This window comes from Lysobacter stagni, from assembly GCF_030053425.1.
Taxonomy (GTDB): domain Bacteria; phylum Pseudomonadota; class Gammaproteobacteria; order Xanthomonadales; family Xanthomonadaceae; genus Lysobacter_J; species Lysobacter_J stagni.
Window position 1 is genome coordinate 1,283,470 of sequence record NZ_JASGBI010000001.1, and the last position, 18,162, is coordinate 1,301,631.

The window sequence follows — 18,162 nt, forward strand, 5'->3', positions numbered from 1 at the left end:
GCCGTTGCATGCCGCGCATCCATGCGTGCCGCCACGGTGCCCGACGAACGGCTGGCCGGACCGCGCGCGGATTTGCGTCAAGGCAGCCCGCGACGTGGCGCTCCACGCTCCCCGTAGTCTCCCGGGGTTTCGTTGCAGATGTGAACGATGCGTTCGCCACCGCAGGCGCGAACGATGCCGGCCATCGCGGCCGGAGATATCAGCAGCCGATCACGCCCCCGGCAGCCGAGCTCAACCGCGCGTGGGAAGCACCCAGTCCGGGCGGATGAAGTGGCAGGTGTAGCCTTCCGGATACCGCTCCAGATAGTCCTGATGCTCCGGCTCGGCTTCCCAGAACGGGCCGGCCGGTGCGATCTCGGTGACGACCTTCCCGGGCCACAGGCCCGAGGCGTCCACATCGGCCACCGTCTCCAGCGCCACCTGCTTCTGCCGTTCGTCCAGCGGAAAGATCGCGGACCGGTAGCTGGCGCCCAGATCGTTGCCCTGCCGGTTCTTCGTGGTGGGGTCGTGGATCTGGAAGAAGAACTCGAGGATGCGCCGGTAGCTGAGCACCGCCGGATCGAACACGATCTCGATGGCCTCGGCATGCGTGCCGTGGTTGCGGTACGTGGCGTTGGGAACGTCGCCGCCCGAGTAGCCCACGCGCGTGGACACCACGCCGGGAATACGGCGGATGAGGTCCTGCATGCCCCAGAAGCAGCCGCCTGCCAGGATCGCGGTTTCGGTGTTCGACGTCACGGTGGATTCCTTCGCCGGAAGACCGGCCAACGGTGTCTGCAATCAGGTAGGGGTGGATCGCCCGGATTCAAGCGCGCCAGGCCGCACCGCCGATGGAATCAGGACCGCCCGACACCCGGCGCGGCCGGCGGTCGACCCGCGCGCAGCGAGGCGCGCACCTGGCGCAGCGGCGCCTTCAGCGGCAGCGCCAGGCGGCGATAGAAGAACGACAGGGCTCGACGCGCCCGCGGCACCCGGTGCGCCAGTCCTTCCTCGATCGTGTAGACGCATGGCGCACAGATGCCGCACGGCCGGCCGCGTACCGGCGTGTGGCAGAACCACGTCATCTCCATGACCTCGCTCCAGCCGCGCGAGGCGGCTTCGCGACCGATGCCCAACTTGTCGATGCCGAACAGCGGGAAGCTGAAGTTGCCGAACAGTGTGTGCTCCGGCGTGCCGGCATGGCGGTCGTCCACACGCAGGCTGCGATAACCGGCCGGGTGATCGAACTCGACCACGAACGAACGCAGCAACGCCTGCACCTTGTCGTCGATGTGGACGCCCAGTTCCATGTCGGCGATCCCCGCCGCACGACAGAAGGCGGGAAGCCAGGCGTACTGGTTGCCGATGAAGCTTCGACGGCGGATGGCCTTCAGTGCTGCAGCGATGTCCGCATCCACCGCGACGTCCGCCGCACCGGCGACGTGGATGGCCTGCAACAGATCGCGTGTGTGCGGGTGCGCGTCGTACAGGTGACGGGAAATGCGTGCCATCGTCTGGAGCTCGATCTGCGTGGACGCGCGCGTGGGATCTTCCAGGTAATGCGGAATCACCGGCACGCGATGCACCAGCAGCAGTTGCAGCAGGCGGAACGTGGAATCCCAGCCACCCGTCCACAGCAGATAAACCGCATGCGAAGTCGCTGACGTTCCGGGTGATGGGTTCCTGTCGTCCACCTTCATCGCGCTTTGTTCGGCAAGTGGGAGGGATACCGCGTCGCGTGGCTGCATTTCGTAACAGCAGATGAACTGCGTGGAAGCGTCATGTAAATGAATGCGGCTGAGCGCACATAACGCGTTCGGATGTAATCGAGTTCGCATTCAACGATGTCGAAAAGTAAGACACGTTGGTCAACACGAGGTGAACTGTCATGCATCGAGTGCATCGTAAGCTCGCGATGCGGTGCGTTTCATCACTCCACGATTGCGGTGTTGTGGTGACACTCGCCACGACACCGTCCTCATCGGGTTGGATGCATGTCCTATCTAGATCAGCTGAACGAAACTCAGGCGCCCTCCATGTGCTTCGCGGCGATGCCGATCGACGCGCTCGACCGGCAGACTTTCTGGGAGTTCGCCGACCGCGCGAAGGAAGCCACGGAGGCGTTGGCCGAACATCGCATGCGCGCACTGGCCAACATGCCGGTGGAAGCGATGCGCCGCGTTTGCATGCAGTACCGGTTCTTCACCATCGACTACATCAGCGACCTCGCGTTGCTGCTGGCGAAGCTTCCCTTCGGCGGACTGCGCAGTCTGCTGGGCCAGATCCTCGCCGAGGAGCTGGGCGAAGGCGATCCGGACAAGGCGCATCCGGAGATCTACGACCGCTTCCTCACCAGCATCGGCGTGAAGGCCGAGCAGCTGGACCAGCGGCTGCCGCGCAATGGCGCCATCCTGGATGGACTGAGCGACGAACTGGCGCAGCGAAGCCCCGCCTTCGGTGTCGGCTTGCGCGGCATGGGCGGCGAGTGCCTGTGTCAGACCTACCTGTCGGTGATGTTCGAACACCTGCGCGAGCATCCGTACATCCGGCAGCACACGGACGACATCGCCTGGGAGTTCTGGACCATCCACACCGGTGAGGTGGACATCGTGCACGGCGAGCTCACGCGTGCGGCCATCGATGCCTACATCCGTGAAGAGCCCGAAGCGCTGCCGGAGCTCGCGCAGGGTTACGAACGCAGCATCACCGCGTGGAACCAGTTCTGGCAGAACATCTTCCAGGAATGCGCACCGCGCTCCGGCGTGGCGCTATGAGTGCCGCCATGGGTGCGATGAAACGATGAGCGCGATCACCCAGTTCCACCTGGCCTTTCCGGTGCGCGACCTCGACGAGGCGCGGCGCTTCTACGGCGACGTCATCGGTTGCCCGAAGGGGCGCAGCGACGTCAATTACCAGGACTTCGACTTCTTCGGCCATCACCTGGTGGCGCACATCGCCGCCGAGGCCGCGCCGCTGCAGGACAGCCGCTTCGACGGCGAGGCCGTGCCGGTGCCGCATTTCGGGATGAACCTGGACCGTGAGGCGTGGGAAGGGTTGGCCAGGCGACTGAAGGACGCAGGCGTGGATTTCGCCGAGGCACCGCACCTGCGCCTGAAGGGCAAGCCCGGCCAGCACGTGACGATGTTCCTGTTCGATCCTTCCGGCAACGCGCTGGAATTCAAATCCTTCGACGATCCTGAGCAGACCTTCATTCCGTGAGGGAAGCGCCATGGGCGATGACAGCGTGGATGGCCTGCGCGAGACCGCTTCGGCGGCGCGTCGCGACGACCGCAGGCATGTGCTGCACAGCTGGTCCTCCCATGGCTCGCTGGAGCCGGTCGTGGTCACGGGCGCGCAAGGCGTGCACTTCAGCGACGAGGAGGGTCGGCGCTGGCTCGACTTCTCCAGCCAGCTGGTCAACGTCAATGTCGGCCACCAGCATCCGAAGCTGGTGGCTGCCATCAAGGCGCAGGCCGACACGCTGTGCACCATCGCGCCGTACCACGCCAACGAAGCCACGAGCGAGGCGGCGCGGCTGATCGCCGAAGTCGCGCCGGGCGACCTCAACCGCGTGTTCTTCACCAACGGTGGCGCCGAGGCGGTGGAGAACGCGATCCGCATGGCGCGATTGCACACCGGCCGACACAAGGTGCTTACCGCCTATCGCAGCTATCACGGTGCGACCACCGGTGCGATCACCGCGTCGGGCGATCCGCGGCGTTGGCCATCGGAGCCCGGTGCGCCTGGTTTCGCGCGATTCTGGGGGCCGTATCCATACCGGTCAGCCTTCCATTCGGCCAACGCGCAGGAAGAAGGCGAGCGCGCACTGGCGCACCTGGCGGACACGCTGATGGTCGAAGGGCCGCACACCATCGCCGCGGTGCTGCTGGAAAGCGTGGTCGGTGGCAACGGCATCCTCGTTCCGCCCGACGGCTACCTGCAGGGCGTGCGCGCCCTGTGCGACACGCACGGCATCGTGATGATCGCCGATGAAGTGATGGCAGGCTTCGGTCGTTGCGGTGAATGGTTCGCGGTGGATCGATGGAACGTCGTGCCAGACCTGATCACCTTCGCCAAGGGCGTCAACTCGGGTTACGTGCCGCTGGGTGGCGTGATCATGAGCGATGCGATTGCCGAGACGTTCGCCACTCGCGCCTATCCGGGCGGACTGACCTATGCCGGCCATCCGCTGGCTTGCGCCGCGGCGGTGGCGTGCATCGGCATCTACAAGGACGAAGGCCTGATCGAGCGCACCCGCGTGCTGGGCGAGACGGTGTTCGGTCCCGCGCTGCAGGCGATGCAGCAGCGTCATCCGTCCGTGGGTGAAGTGCGTGGCCTGGGTGGGTTCTGGGCGATCGAACTGGTGCGCGACCGCGCGACCCGCGAGCCGCTGGTTCCGTTCAACGCCTCCGGCGCCGACAACGCGCCGATGACGGACTTCGCCAACGCCTGCAAGAAACAGGGCCTGTGGCCGTTCGTCGCCGGAAACCGGGTGCATGTGGTGCCGCCGCTGGTGATCGAGGAAGCGACGCTTCGCGAAGGCCTGTCCATCATCGACGAGGCCCTGGCCGCGGCCGACCGGCACTGCACCGGCTGAACAGCCGGGCGCGGTACGCCGTGCTTTGCGGATGCTGGCGTTCGCGACGGCCGTCGCGGTCCGGCGTTCCGTCCCCCACCCGATGCCACTCGACCGGCGACGGGCGGGCCGCTACCTTCGGGCGTTCCATTCCGTGGGAACCACCCAATGACGTCTTCGCCCCTTCGCCTGAGCCTGGCCATCGCGCTTGGCCTGGTGTCCGTCGCCTCCCTTGCCGCCGACCGGCCGGCCACCAAGCCCGAGCTGGGCAGCTTCGGCGTCGACCTGAGCGCGCGCGACCTGTCGGTGAAGCCCGGCGACGATTTCAACCGCTACGTCAGCGGCCAGTGGCTCAAGACATACGAACTGAAGGACTACGAGACCTCGTTCGGTTCGTTCAATGCGCTGCGCGACCGTTCCGAAGAACAGGTGCACGGGCTGATCGAAGGCCTGCAGCGCCGCACCGACCTCAAGGCCGGCAGCAACGGCCAGAAGGTGCGCGACTACTACGCCAGCTACATGGACCGCACCGCGCGCGACGCCGCCGGCATCGCGCCGCTGCAGCCGGTGCTCACGCGCATCGCCGCGATCGACTCGAAGGCGGCGCTCATCGTCGCGTTCGCCAACGCCGACCTCGATGCCAGCGCCTCGCCGGTGCGCCTGGGCGTGGAGCTGGACCGCAAGAACCCGGACCAGTACCTGGTCGGCCTCAACGTCGGCGGCCTGGGCCTGCCCGACAAGGACTACTACCTCAATCCGGACGCGCGCTTCGTCGCCATCCGCCAGGCCTACGTGCAGCACATCCAGCGCATGCTCGGATTCGCCGGCGTGACCGACGGCAAGGCGCGCGCCGAGCAGGTGCTGGCGCTTGAAACCGCGTTGGCCAAGCCGCAGTGGGAGCGCGCCAAGCGCCGCGACCGCGACAAGACCTACAACCCGGTGAGCTTCGCCGACCTGCAGAAGCAGTTCCCGTCGTACGACTGGGCCGCGCACCTGAAGTCGCAGGAAATGCCGCAGCCGGATCGCGTCAATGTAGTCACGCCGGACGCCGTGCAGCCGGTGCTGGACGTGATTGCCGCCACGCCTCTGCCGGTGTGGCGCGACTATCTGGCCTTCCACGCCGTCGACGGCAACGCCTCGGTGCTGAGCCGCGCCATCGACGATGCCTCGTTCGAATTCAACGGCAAGGTCCTCGGCGGGCAGAAGGCCCAGCGCGACGACTGGAAGCGCGCGGTGGCCGTGGTCGGCGCGAAGGAAGGCCTGGGCGATGCGGTGGGCGAGATGTACGTCGCGCGCTACTTCAAGCCCGAATCGAAGAAGGCGATGGACCAGCTGGTGGAGAACCTGCGCGCCGCGCTGCGCCAGAACATCCAGAACCTGGACTGGATGGGCGAGGCGACCAAGGCAGAGGCCTATCGCAAGCTCGAGACGTTCCGTCCGAAGATCGGTTACCCCGACAAGTGGACCGACTACTCCAGCGTCACCATCGTGCCGGGCGACCTGGTCGCCAACACCATCCAGATGCGCCGCTTCAACCGCGCCGACGAGAACCGTCGCGTGGGTCAGAAGACCGACCGCGACGAGTGGCGCATGACGCCGCAGACGGTGAACGCGTACTACAACTCGACCTTCAACGAGATCGTATTCCCGGCGGGCATCCTGCAGCCGCCGTTCTTCGATGTGAATGCGGACGCGGCCGTGAACTATGGCGGCATCGGTGCGGTGATCGGCCATGAAATGGGCCACGGTTTCGACGACCAGGGCAGCAAGTCCGACTACGCCGGCATCCAGCGCAACTGGTGGACCGACGCTGATCGCGCGCGCTTCGACGAACGCACCAAGGCGCTGGGCGCGCAGTACAACAGCTACTGCCCGCTGGAAGGCCAGTGCGTCAACGGCGCGCTGACGATGGGCGAGAACATCGGCGACCTGGGCGGCATCTCGATGGCCTACACCGCCTACCAGCTGAGCCTGAAGGGCAAGAAGGCGCCGGTGATCGACGGCCTCAGCGGCGACCAGCGCTTCTTCCTCGCGTTCGGTCAGATCTGGAAGGGCAAGTACCGCGACGAGTCGCTGCTGACGCTGATCAAGACCAACCCGCATTCGCCGGGCATGTACCGCGCGAACGGCCCCGTGCGCAATTTCGACCCCTGGTACAAGGCGTTCGACGTGAAGCCGGGCGACGCGCTGTACCTGTCGCCGGAACAGCGCGTGCGGATCTGGTAAGCGATCAGGACCGGCGTGGCGGGACTTTCCCGCCATGCCGGACCTCCGGGCGCGCCTTTGTCGTCACGGTGACGTGGGCGGGGGCGTGAAGCTGATCGGCACCGTGGCGGTCTGCGCGGTGCCCCGTTCGGGTTGCATGCCCACGTTCCATCCGGACGCGCGCTCGAGCGCGGCACGGTCCAGTTCCCGCGACTGCGAACTGGTGTGGATCCACTCGTCCTGCACGTTCCCGCACGGGTCGATGACCAACGCCAGGCGCAACGTACCGCCGACCCCCGTGCGCGCCGCCATCGGCGGGTATTTTGGTGCGCCCATGTCGACAGGGCGTTCATGGCACTGCGATTGGCCGAGCAGTTCCATCCACTGCAGGCGCGCGTTGCTCATGCCGTCCCGATGGGCGGGAGCGGGGATGCGAAGTTCCGTTTCAGCGGCGATGAACGCATCACACACGGAGGCATCGTCGTCGCAATAGACGAAACGCTCGACGTCGTACTGGTCCGGCGTGGTGCGCACCACCGTACGCGTGGCGCGATTGATGCGGGGAGGCTTGCCCATGTCCCGATGGAATCGCCACGCACCGGCGTCTTTGCCTTCGGTGTCGGTGAACTCGCGGATGCCGATGTTCATCGCCACCACCGGGTCCATGCGGCCAACGTTGGTATGCGACAACTGCCGGGCGAACAGGCGATCCAGCTCTCCGGGCGCCACCGGTACGCGCGTCACCACGAAGCGCGCGTTGCCTGTGGCCTTGGCGGGTGTGGCAGTGGGTACGGGTGCGACAGCAGGCTCTGCGGCTGTGGTCGGCAGGCATGCGGCAAGCAGCAGCGCGACCGCGCCGCATCGAAGGCGGTGATCCATCCGGCGTTCTCCTTTTCCCCGGCGCGACTGTAGCGCAACGCGTGCGGGGTAACATCGCGCCGGCACTCCCTACGAACCTGGCATCAGGAGACAGCACCATGAAGCTGATCATCGTCGGAGCGAGCGGACTGGTCGGGGGCGAAGTGCTTGCGCTTGCGCTGGCGGATCCCGCCGTCGAGGCCGTCATGGCACCGGCTCGCCGCGCAACGGCCACGACGCATCCGAAGTTGCACGCACCGCTCGTCGATTTCGATGTGCTCCCGTCCGACGCCGCCTGGTGGAAGGCCGATGCCGTCGTGTGCACGCTGGGAACGACGCGACGCAAGGCCGGATCGGAACAGGCCTTCCGCCGTGTCGACCACGACTATCCGCTGGCGGCGGCGAAGCTCGCGCACGCGCATGGCACGCCGACGTATGTGCTGAATTCCGCGATGGGCGCCGACGCCAACTCGCGCTTCTTCTACAACCGCGTCAAGGGCGAGGTGGAACGCGACCTGGCCGATGTCGGCTTCCGTTCGCTCACGTTCGTGCGCCCGGGTCTGATCGGCGGCGAGCGCGACGAATTCCGCGCGGGCGAACGCATCGGGCTGGCCGCCTTCGCGGTGCTCGCACCGGTGCTGCCGCGACGCCTGCGCATCAATCCGGCGGGCCACATCGCGCGGGAACTGCTGCACGCGGCGCTGCAGCCCGAACCCGGAACGCATGTCGTCGAATCCGACCGGATGATCTGAACCTCACGTCTGCGGCACGGGCTCCAGCCCACTGCGATCGTCGGAGCGCTTCTTCGACGGGAACAGCAGCGCGATCGACGCCGCGGCCAGGCCCAGCGCCATCGAGCCGATGTACATCCACGTGTAACTGCCGAAACGGTCGAATAGCCAGCCGCCCATCAGCGGGCCCAGCGCCATGCCCATGCCGGACAGCAGCGAGGCCGCGCCCATCACCGTGCCCAGGATCTGCGGGCGGAAGGCATCGCGGGCGAGCGAGGCATACAACGGCATCGTGCCGCCGTAGGCCATGCCGAACACCATCGCCACCGCATAGAAGCCATCGAGCTGGCTCACGCGCAGGTAGGACACCGCTGCGAATGCCTGGATGAACAATCCCGCCACCAGCATCGGCTTCGCACCGACGCGATCGGCCAGTACGCCGAACAGCAGGCGTCCGCCGAGACCGGCCGCGCCTTCCATGCTGTAGATGGTGACCGCGGCGGTGACGCTGAGTCCGCACCCGACGGCGTAGCTGACGGTGTGGAAGATTGGACCGGAATGCGCGGCGCAGCAGGCGAAGAAGGCCAATCCGAGCACGATGAACGCACGCGAGCGCAGTGCCTGCCCGACCGTCTTCGCACCGCTGGCGGTGTCGCCTGCATCGGCATGCATCGCGCCGGGCGGCGCGCGCACGAACCAGACCGCCGGCAGGGTCAGCGCCCAGGTCAGCAGGCCGACGATCAACAGCGTGTGGCGCCAGTCGTAATGCACGACCAGCCACGCCACCAGCGGTGACATGGTCATCGGCGCCACGCCAACGCCGGCCGACACCAGTGAAACGGCCAGGTTGCGGCGCTTCTCGAATGCCGATGCCGTCGCGGCCATCACCGGCGCGAAGAAGCTGGCCACGGCCACGCCCATCAGCACGCCATAGGTCAGCTGGAACTGCAGCAGGCTGCCGGCACGACTGGCCAGCACGCAGGCCAGACCCATCAGCAGCGCGCCGCACAGCACGACCACGCGCGGCCCGAAGCGGTCGCTGAGCATGCCCCAGCCGAAGCCGGCGAAGCCGCTGGTGATGAAGGCTATGGTCATCGCACTGGACAGCCCGGCGCGTGACCAGCCGGTGGCCTGGCTCATCGGCCCCAACAGCACGGCCAGCGCGAACAGCACGCCGATACCGACGCAACCCAGCAATGCGCCGGCGGCGACGAGGGACCAGTTGCGGTCCAGCGGAGCGGGGGAGACGACGGAACCGTTCATGCGAGTTTTCCCGTTGGCTGTGTCTGTTCGACGAACCGGCCGCACCCGAATCGACAGGCCGCCGCCGTCAGGAGCCCAGCGTGCGGTCCGCGAGACCCCCGTTCCACGGTGGCTCCCGCCATGCCCTGGCGATCGTGGAACCACTTCCCGATCGATGCGGGTCCTTGGCCGTCGACGAGCACCCCGGTCGGCCCGAACCTCGGACATCCGTTCGAAGCCGCTCCGTGGTCTGGCCGCATCCCGGCGCCCCCTGAAGCGGATCGGGCTCAGGGCGATCGAGCCTCAGACCGGGCCGCCGCAACAGACGGGTCCGGCGCCACCTGAACAGGCGAAATAGTTAGCGCTATCTTTACGTTTGACCGTACGGGCCAGAAATCCGGGAAAGGGCGCGCTTGGGAGCCCCGGGCCCCGGTGTCCGCCAGCGAAGCGTGCCAGCCGCGCCGGATCATCGTATTTCTGCACTGCAGCAAGGCTTTTTTCGTCGCCGTAGGTACAGTGCACCTACCCGCCGGCCCCCGATCCCAGACATGACTCTGCTGGTCCACCCTTCCAGTGACGGATTTCTCTGCCACCAAAATGGTAGCGCTAACTTTTTTTGGAGCGCCTCCGCATGAGTCTGTTCGTCGGTCTGGATGTCGGTACGCAGAGCGTCAAGCTGGTCGCCTATGACCCGCAGGCGCGGCGCATCGTCGCCACGCATGGCCAGCCGCTGGAGCTGATCGCCGGCAACGACGGCAGCCGCGAACAGCACGCGCAGTGGTGGATCGACGCGATCCGCACCTGCTTCGGAAAACTCGAACCCGCACTGCGCGCCCGTGTCGCGGCGATCGGCGTGTCGGGCCAGCAGCACGGCTTCGTGCCGGTGGATGCGGACGGGAACGTGCTCGCGCCCGCCAAGCTGTGGTGCGACACCAGCACCAGCGGCGAGTGCGACGAGATCATGTCCGCGGCGGGTGGCGCGCAGCGCTGCGTCGAACTGGCGGGCAATCCCATCCTCGCCGGCTACACCGCCTCGAAGCTGCCGTGGACACGCAAGCACCGGCCCGAGGTCTACGCGAAGCTCGCGACCATCCTGCTGCCGCACGATTACGTGAACTTCTGGCTCACTGGCGAGCGCTGGATGGAATACGGCGACGCCTCCGGTACCGGCTGGCTGGACGTTCGCACGCGCACGTGGTCGCGCGAGATACTCGCCGCCACCGATGCCGGCACGGCTCTGGCCGCGTTCCTGCCGCCGCTGGTCGATGCCGACCACAGCGCTTTCATCTCGCGCGCGGTGGCCGAGGAACTCGACCTGCCGCGCGACGTGCGCGTGAGCGCCGGCGGTGGCGACAACATGATGGCCGCCGTGGGCACCGGCAATGTCGTGCCGGGCGTGCTGACGATGAGCCTGGGCACCTCGGGCACGCTGTTCGCCTGCGCGGACCGGCCGGTGGTGGACGAGGCCGCCGGCTGGGCCGCCTTTTGCTCTTCCACCGGCAGCTGGCTGCCGCTGATCTGCACGATGAACACCACCGTCGCCACCGAGAACGTGGCCAGACTGTTCGGCTTCAGCACGCGCGACGGCGATGCGGTCATGGCCGGCACCGCGCCTGGCGCGGACGGCCTGACGATGCTGCCGTTCTTCAACGGCGAGCGCACGCCCGACCTGCCCAACGCACGCGCAAGCCTGCTGGGCATGGACATGGGCAACCTGACGCGCGGCAACGTGTACCGCGCCGCGATGGAAGGTGCGACCTACGCGCTGCGCAACGGCTTCGATTCGCTGCGCAACGCCGGCATGACGTTCGATTCGATCCGCCTCACCGGCGGTGGAAGCCACAGCGCGGCATGGCGGCAGATGGTCGCCGATGTGTTCGACCTGCCGGTGCAGGTGCCCGAACAGGCCGAAGGCGCAGCCTTCGGCGCGGCGCTGCAGGCACTGTGGGCGCACGGCCGTGCCACCGGCGCGGACGCCGACATCGCCAGCATCGCGCGCGAACACGTGCGCGTGGACGAAGCCGCCTCGGCGCGCCCGCAGCCGGAGGCCGTCGCGGCCTACCGCGAGGCGTACCAGCGCTTCCTGCGCCACCTCGACAACGAGCGCCAGCAGCACGCCGGCGCCAGCACCACACGATGACGCGCACGCCGCCATCGCCCTCATCCACCACTCACGACCAGCGACTCCCACGAACATGAGCAAACATTTCATCGGCGCCAAGGAATACTTCCCCGGCATCGGCCGCATCCCGTTCGAGGGACGCGATTCCGACAACCCGCTCGCCTTCAAGGTCTACGACGCCAACAAGAAGATCGGCGGCAAGACCATGGCCGAGCACCTGAAGTTCGCGGTGTGCTACTGGCACACCTTCACCAACGCCGGCCACGATCCGTTCGGCCCCGGCACGCGCAAGTTCCCGTGGGAAGGCGCGACGCCGATGCAGACGGCGGAGAACAAGGTCGACGCCGCGTTCGAGTTCATCACCAAGCTCGGCGTGCCGTACTACTGCTTCCACGACGTCGACCTGGCGCCGGATGCGGAAGACATCGGCCAGTACGAGAAGAACCTCAAGCACATGGTCGCGCTCGCCAAGGAGCGCCAGAACGCCACCGGCGTGAAGCTGCTGTGGGGCACGGCGAACCTGTTCTCGCACCCGCGCTACATGAATGGTGCTTCGACCAACCCCGACTTCAACGTCGTCGCGCGCGCTGCCGTGCAGGTGAAGGCCGCGATCGACGCCACCGTCGAGCTGGGCGGCGAGCACTACGTGTTCTGGGGTGGCCGCGAAGGCTACGCCAGCCTGCTCAACACCAACATGAAGCGTGAGCTGGACCACTTCGCGTGCTTCCTGACCATGGCCCGCGACTACGGTCGCAGCATCGGTTTCAAGGGTTACTACCTCATCGAGCCCAAGCCGATGGAGCCGATGAAGCACCAGTACGACTTTGACAGCGCCACCGTCGCCGGCTTCCTCGCCCAGCACGGCCTGGAAAAGGACTTCAAGCTCAACATCGAAGCCAACCACGCCACGCTGTCGGGCCACACCTTCGAACACGACCTGCAGGTCGCATCCGACCACGGCCTGCTGGGTTCCATCGACGCCAACCGCGGCAATCCGCAGAACGGCTGGGACACCGACCAGTTCCCGACCGACCTGTACGACACCGTCGGCGCCATGATGGTGGTGCTGCGCCAGGGCGGCCTGGTGGGCGGCCTGAACTTCGACGCCAAGGCGCGTCGCGAATCCACCGACATGGAAGACCTGTTCATCGCCCACATCGGCGGCATGGATGCGTTCGCCCGTGGCCTGGAAGTCGCCCATTCGCTGCTGACGGCCTCGCCGTGGGAGCAGTGGCGCACCGAGCGTTACGCCAGCTTCGACAGCGGCGCCGGCCAGGATTTCGCCAAGGGCAAGCTCGGCCTGGCCGATCTGCACGCGCTGGCGGTCAAGAACGGCGAGCCGACGCAGATCAGCGGCAAGCAGGAGCGTTACGAGAACCTGCTCAACCAGCACCTGCTGCGCTGAAGGTGCCGGAAGCCGCATGATGTGACGGGTGCCCTCCCGCTACCGGAGCGGGAGGGTGCAGTTTGGGGCACCGCCTTGTGCGGTGGAGGGGTCCGGTCACCACAACGAGTACAAGCGAATGAATAGCGCCACGCTCGAAAGTGCCACGTCCGCGAATGCGGAGAACACCCGTTTCATCATCCTGGTCAGCTGCGTCGCGACCATCGGCGGTTTCCTGTTCGGCTTCGACAGTGGCGTGATCAACGGCACCGTCGACGGCCTGCAACAGGCGTTCCATTCCACCAAGGCCGGACTCGGTTTCGAGGTCGCCTCCATGCTGCTGGGCTGTGCGATCGGCGCGTTCTTCGCCGGTCGCCTGGCCGACCGCTGGGGTCGTCGCTCGGTACTGATCATCTCGGCCGTGCTGTTCCTGATCTCCGCGCTCGGCGCGGGTGCGGCGGCAACCTCGACGATGTTCGTCATCGCACGCGTGATCGGCGGTTTCGCCGTCGGTGCGGCCAGCGTGATGTCGCCGGCGTACATCGCCGAAGTGGCGTCCGCGCGTTACCGCGGGCGGCTGGCCACCGTGCAGCAGATCGCCATCATCGGCGGCCTGTTCAGTGCGTTCCTCAGCAACTACCTGCTGGCCAAGACGGCCGGCGCCTCCACGCAGCCGCTGTGGATGGGCCACGAGGCCTGGCGCTGGATGTTCTGGATGATGGCGCTGCCGTCCGCGTTGTTCCTCGCGCTGCTGCTGATCATCCCGGAGAGCCCGCGCTACCTTGTCGTGAAGAAGCGCAAGGACGACGCCCTCGCCGTGCTGACCAAGCTGTACGGTGCGAGCGAGGCGAAGAACAAGCTGACCGAGATCGACGCTTCGCTGTCGGCCGACCACCATCGCCCGCAGTTGTCGGACCTGATCAACAAGACGACCGGCAAGATCCGCCCGATCGTGTGGATCGGCATCGGCCTGGCGACGTTCCAGCAGCTGGTCGGCATCAACGTCGTGTTCTATTACGGCGCGGTGCTGTGGCAGGCGGTGGGCTTCTCCGAAAGTGATGCGCTGCTGATCAACGTGCTGTCGGGCGCGCTCAGCATCGGTGCGTGCCTGGTGACCGTGCTGCTGATCGACCGCATCGGGCGCAAGCCGCTGCTGTGGATCGGTTCGGTCGGCATGGCGGTGTCGCTGGCGTTGATGACCTTCGCCTTCGCCACGGCGTCGCTCGACGCCGGCGGCAAGCTGGTGCTGTCCGATTCCATGGGCACGCTGGCGCTGATCGCCGCCAACGTCTACGTGATCTTCTTCAACGCGTCCTGGGGCCCGGTGATGTGGGTGATGCTGGGCGAGATGTTCCCGAACCAGATCCGCGGTTCGGGCCTTGCTGTCGCCGGTGCGGCGCAGTGGACCAGCAACTTCGCCATCACCGTGACCTTCCCGATCCTGCTGGCCGGCATCGGCCTGGCCGGCGCGTACGGCATCTACACCGTGGCCGCGATCGTGTCGGTGTTCTTTGTCCTGAAGTACGTCTACGAGACCAAGGGCAAGGAACTGGAGCAGATGGAAGGTTGAGGCGAAGCCCGCATGGCCTCGCCACCCACGCAACCATCGCGCCCGCGTTCGCGCGGGCGCGCTTCAGTGGTTGTTGCCGCGTTTGGGCGGAGCCACCGAGTCGCGAGTGACAAGCTGGTGCGCGACGACATGGTCCGTCACCACGCGCGTGCTCTTGTCCTTGCGGCGGATGTTGCGCAGCAGGATGTCGACGGCCGAATCGGCCATCGAGGCGATCGGCTGGTGGATGGTGGTGAGTTCCGGCCACACCGTGGTGGCGGCGGACGTGTCGTCGAATCCGACGACGGAAAGATCGCGCGGCACGTCCAGTCCGCGGCGATGCGCCACGGACACCGCGGCAGAGGCCATGTCGTCGTTGCTGGCGAAGATGGCCGTGGGCGGATGCTTGTGCGCCAGCAGCTTCTCGGTGGCATCCAGGCCGGAGCGGTAGGTGAACAGTCCCTGCTGCACGAGCGTGGCATCCACTTCGATACCGGCCTGCGCGTGCGCGGCCAGGAAACCTTCGTAGCGACGCGCGCTGGCGGTCTGGTTCGGGTTGCCCTTGATGTAGCCGATGCGGGTGTGACCGAGCGAGATCAGATGTGCGGTGATTTCCTGACTGGCGCGGAAGTCGTCGATGCGGACGCTGGAAATCTCCTGGCTGAAACGGTCCGAGGCGATGGCGACCACGGGGATTCCGGCATTGACCAGTTCGGCCACCACCGCCTTCGACTCGCACAGCGGCGGCGGCAGGATCGCGCCCGCCACGGTCTTGGCCAGTGCACGCGCCGCGTTGCGCTGCGCTTCGGCGTTGAGGGTGTCCCAGCTGTCGATCATCAACTGCGCCGCGGTACGCGCTGCACCGCGCAGCGCACCGACCAGCAACTCGCGAAGGTAGGCCGAGCTGGGGTTGGTGTAGATCAGCGCGATGCGCGTGTGCTGCGCGGCGGCGAGCGAACTGGCCGCCAGGTTGGGCGTGTAGCCCAGTTCCTTCACCGCACGCATGACGCGGTCGCGTGTCGTGTCGCGCACCTTGCCCTGGCCGTTGATGACGCGCGATACGGTCATCGGCGACACGCTCGCCAGCGTGGCGACCTCGTCGATGGTGACGGCGTGGCCCTTGCGGCGAATCGATTTCCGGGTCTTCTCCAACGTTCCTTCCTTCTTGGAAACCGCGGCCGCGCGTGCCGCAACGAACGAAGTGCGCCGCACGCGCGACGCACTCCGAAATTCACCGTGATACAGGACTGCGAATGAGAGCTCTGCACATGGTACGGGCATCCCGCCCGTACGGCGACAGCGTACGCCAGGCCGCGCAACGCGCCCAGCATGCCTGCATCGACCGGGCGCGCGCCCTCATCGCACTGCTGGCTCTGGGGTTGCTGGTCGTCCTGTCGATGCCGGGCACGGCGCGAGCCGAGGATGGTTACGACCTGTGGCTGCGCTATCGCCCGCTTGCCCAGGCCGATGCCGTGCGGCCCCATGCCACGCAGCTGGTCGCGCCGGAGACGACGCCGACGCAGTCCGCCACCCGCGCCGAACTGTTGCGCGGCCTCTCCGGCCTGCTGGGCACGGACCTTGCCGTGCAGCCTACGGCCACGGCCGATGGCGCGATCGTCGTCGGTACGCCGGCTTCATCGCCGGCCATCGCTGCCCTGCGCCTGAAGACGAAGGACCTTGGGCGCGAGGGCTATCTCATCCGCAGCGCCAGAATCGATGGACATCGCGCGACCGTGATCGCGGCCAACGACGACATCGGTGCGCTGTACGGCGCGTTCCATCTGCTGCGCCTGGTGCAGACGGCCCAGTCGCTGGACGCGCTCGACATCCGCGAAGTGCCGCGCACGCAACTGCGCATGCTCAATCACTGGGACAACCTCAACCGTCACGTCGAACGCGGCTACGCGGGCGAATCGATCTGGGACTGGCACAAGCTGCCGGACTATCTCTCCCCGCGCTACACCGATTACGCCCGCGCGAACGCATCCATCGGCATCAACGCCACGGTGCTCAACAACGTCAACGCGAGCGCGCAGCAGCTGACGCCGATGTACATCGAGAAGGCGGCCGCGCTGGCGAACGTGCTGCGCCCCTACGGCATCCGCGTGTTCCTGAGCGCGAGATTCAGCGCGCCGGTGGAGATCGGCGGACTCAAGAACGCCGACCCGCTCGATCCGGCCGTGAAGCAGTGGTGGAAGGACAAGGCCGACGAGATCTACAAGGCCATTCCCGACTTCGGCGGCTTCCTGGTCAAGGCCAATTCCGAAGGCCAGCCCGGCCCGCAGGACTACGGCCGGACGCACGCCGACGGCGCCAACATGATGGCTGACGCGGTGAAGCCGCACGGCGGCAAGGTGATCTGGCGCGCGTTCGTCTACTCGCACGAAACTCCGGACGACCGCGCCAAGCAGGCCTGGAACGAATTCGTTCCGCTGGATGGAAAGTTCCGCGACAACGTGATGGTGCAGGTGAAGAACGGCGCCATCGACTTCCAGCCGCGCGAACCCTTCCATCCGTTATTCGGTGCGATGCCGAAGACGCCGCTGATGATGGAGTTCCAGATCACCAAGGAATACCTGGGCTTCGCCACGCACCTGGCCTATCTCGGCCCGCTGTTCGAGGAAACGCTGCGCGCCGACACGCAGGTGCGCGGCCCGGGCTCGACGGTGGCGAAGGTGATCGATGGATCGCTGCACGCCGGCACGCTTCCGAAGGGCGCGATCACCGGCATGGCCGGCGTGGCCAACATCGGCAGCGACCGCAACTGGAGCGGCTCGCATTTCGATCAGGCCAACTGGTACGCCTACGGACGCCTGGCGTGGAATCCGTACCTGTCCTCGCGCGACATCGCGCAGGAGTGGGCACGCATGACCTTCTCCAGCGACGATGCCGTCGTGCAACCGATCGTCGGCATGATGATGGGGTCGCGTGAGGCCGTGGTGGACTACATGACGCCGCTGGGTCTGCATCATCTGATGGGGCGCAGCCACCACTACGGGCCGGGTCCGTGGGTGGAAGGCGGTCCGCGCGCGGATTGGACCTCGGTCTATTACCACCGCGCCTCGAAGGACGGCATCGGTTTCGATCGCACCACGCACGGCAGCGGCGCCGTCTCGCAGTACGCGCCGCCAGTGGCCGCGCAGTTCGATGACGTGAAGAAGACGCCCGAGGAATTCCTGCTCTGGTTCCACCACGTGCCCTGGGATTACACGACGAAGTCCGGTCGCCCGTTGTGGGGCGAGCTGGTGCACCGCTACTCGCAGGGCGTGGACTACGTGCGCGGCATGCGCCGCACCTGGGACGGCCTGAAGGGACGCGTCGACGACGAGCGCCATGCGCAGGTCGCGACGTTCCTCGCGATCCAGGAGAAGGAAGCGCAATGGTGGCGCGACGCCAGCATCGCCTACTTCCAGACCTTCGCGCAGCGGCCGCTGCCGGAGGGCGAAGCGCCGCCCGCGCACGCGCTGGACTACTACGAATCGCTCGAATTTCCGTTTGCCCCGGGGAATGGCTGAC

At 66.9% G+C, this 18,162-nt stretch carries 14 protein-coding genes; 9 read left to right on the forward strand and 5 right to left on the reverse strand.

Features of this window, described 5'->3' with window-relative positions; translation table 11 throughout:
* Window positions 1-231 precede the first annotated feature (231 nt).
* Window positions 232-738, reverse strand: coding sequence for a peptide-methionine (S)-S-oxide reductase MsrA (msrA, locus tag QLQ15_RS05780; RefSeq protein WP_283211881.1), 507 nt, complete (start codon window positions 736-738; stop codon window positions 232-234).
* Between the two features lie 98 nt (window positions 739-836).
* On the reverse strand, window positions 837-1,679 hold the full coding sequence (locus QLQ15_RS05785) for a hypothetical protein (protein ID WP_283211882.1): 843 nt from the start codon (window positions 1,677-1,679) through the stop codon (window positions 837-839).
* A gap of 294 nt (window positions 1,680-1,973) precedes the next feature.
* On the opposite strand from QLQ15_RS05785, the gene QLQ15_RS05790 reads away from it, so the two are divergent.
* The 4 genes from QLQ15_RS05790 to QLQ15_RS05805 all read left to right on the forward strand — a co-directional run bounded on the left by QLQ15_RS05790 (window position 1,974) and on the right by QLQ15_RS05805 (window position 6,781).
* Entirely contained in the window at window positions 1,974-2,753 is a 780-nt protein-coding gene (locus QLQ15_RS05790; RefSeq protein ID WP_283211883.1) for an iron-containing redox enzyme family protein, read from the forward strand.
* 25 nt (window positions 2,754-2,778) lie between these two features.
* Window positions 2,779-3,198, forward strand: coding sequence for a VOC family protein (locus QLQ15_RS05795; RefSeq protein ID WP_283211884.1), 420 nt, complete (start codon window positions 2,779-2,781; stop codon window positions 3,196-3,198).
* Window positions 3,199-3,208: 10 nt separating this feature from the next.
* On the forward strand, window positions 3,209-4,576 hold the full coding sequence (locus QLQ15_RS05800; RefSeq protein ID WP_283211885.1) for an aspartate aminotransferase family protein: 1,368 nt from the start codon (window positions 3,209-3,211) through the stop codon (window positions 4,574-4,576).
* A 147-nt stretch (window positions 4,577-4,723) separates the two neighbouring features.
* Complete coding sequence (locus QLQ15_RS05805; RefSeq protein ID WP_283211886.1) at window positions 4,724-6,781, forward strand: M13 family metallopeptidase; 2,058 nt, start codon at window positions 4,724-4,726, stop codon at window positions 6,779-6,781.
* 63 nt (window positions 6,782-6,844) lie between these two features.
* Here the strand turns inward: QLQ15_RS05805 and QLQ15_RS05810 are convergent, their stop codons facing one another.
* Window positions 6,845-7,639 (reverse strand): energy transducer TonB, encoded by a 795-nt coding sequence (locus QLQ15_RS05810; RefSeq protein ID WP_283211887.1) that lies wholly within the window; start codon window positions 7,637-7,639, stop codon window positions 6,845-6,847.
* 98 nt (window positions 7,640-7,737) lie between these two features.
* Here QLQ15_RS05810 and QLQ15_RS05815 point away from each other — a divergent pair, with 98 nt between their 5' ends.
* Window positions 7,738-8,370, forward strand: a complete 633-nt coding sequence (locus tag QLQ15_RS05815; protein ID WP_283211888.1) for an NAD(P)H-binding protein — start codon at window positions 7,738-7,740, stop codon at window positions 8,368-8,370.
* Window positions 8,371-8,373: 3 nt separating this feature from the next.
* Here QLQ15_RS05815 and QLQ15_RS05820 read toward each other — a convergent pair whose 3' ends face one another.
* Complete coding sequence (locus QLQ15_RS05820; RefSeq protein ID WP_283211889.1) at window positions 8,374-9,612, reverse strand: MFS transporter; 1,239 nt, start codon at window positions 9,610-9,612, stop codon at window positions 8,374-8,376.
* A gap of 610 nt (window positions 9,613-10,222) precedes the next feature.
* Here QLQ15_RS05820 and xylB point away from each other — a divergent pair.
* The 3 genes from xylB (at window position 10,223) to QLQ15_RS05835 (ending at window position 14,667) form a co-directional block, all read left to right on the forward strand.
* Entirely contained in the window at window positions 10,223-11,731 is a 1,509-nt protein-coding gene (gene xylB, locus QLQ15_RS05825; RefSeq protein WP_283211890.1) for a xylulokinase, read from the forward strand.
* A 55-nt stretch (window positions 11,732-11,786) separates the two neighbouring features.
* Entirely contained in the window at window positions 11,787-13,118 is a 1,332-nt protein-coding gene (gene xylA / locus QLQ15_RS05830; RefSeq protein ID WP_283211891.1) for a xylose isomerase, read from the forward strand.
* A gap of 82 nt (window positions 13,119-13,200) precedes the next feature.
* Window positions 13,201-14,667: a sugar porter family MFS transporter gene (locus QLQ15_RS05835; RefSeq protein WP_283211892.1), complete on the forward strand. Its 1,467-nt coding sequence runs from the start codon at window positions 13,201-13,203 to the stop codon at window positions 14,665-14,667.
* Window positions 14,668-14,730: 63 nt separating this feature from the next.
* Here QLQ15_RS05835 and QLQ15_RS05840 read toward each other — a convergent pair whose 3' ends face one another.
* Window positions 14,731-15,798 (reverse strand): LacI family DNA-binding transcriptional regulator, encoded by a 1,068-nt coding sequence (locus tag QLQ15_RS05840; RefSeq protein WP_283211893.1) that lies wholly within the window; start codon window positions 15,796-15,798, stop codon window positions 14,731-14,733.
* 101 nt (window positions 15,799-15,899) lie between these two features.
* Here QLQ15_RS05840 and QLQ15_RS05845 point away from each other — a divergent pair, with 101 nt between their 5' ends.
* Window positions 15,900-18,161 (forward strand): alpha-glucuronidase family glycosyl hydrolase, encoded by a 2,262-nt coding sequence (locus QLQ15_RS05845; RefSeq protein WP_283211894.1) that lies wholly within the window; start codon window positions 15,900-15,902, stop codon window positions 18,159-18,161.
* Window position 18,162 lies beyond the last annotated feature (1 nt).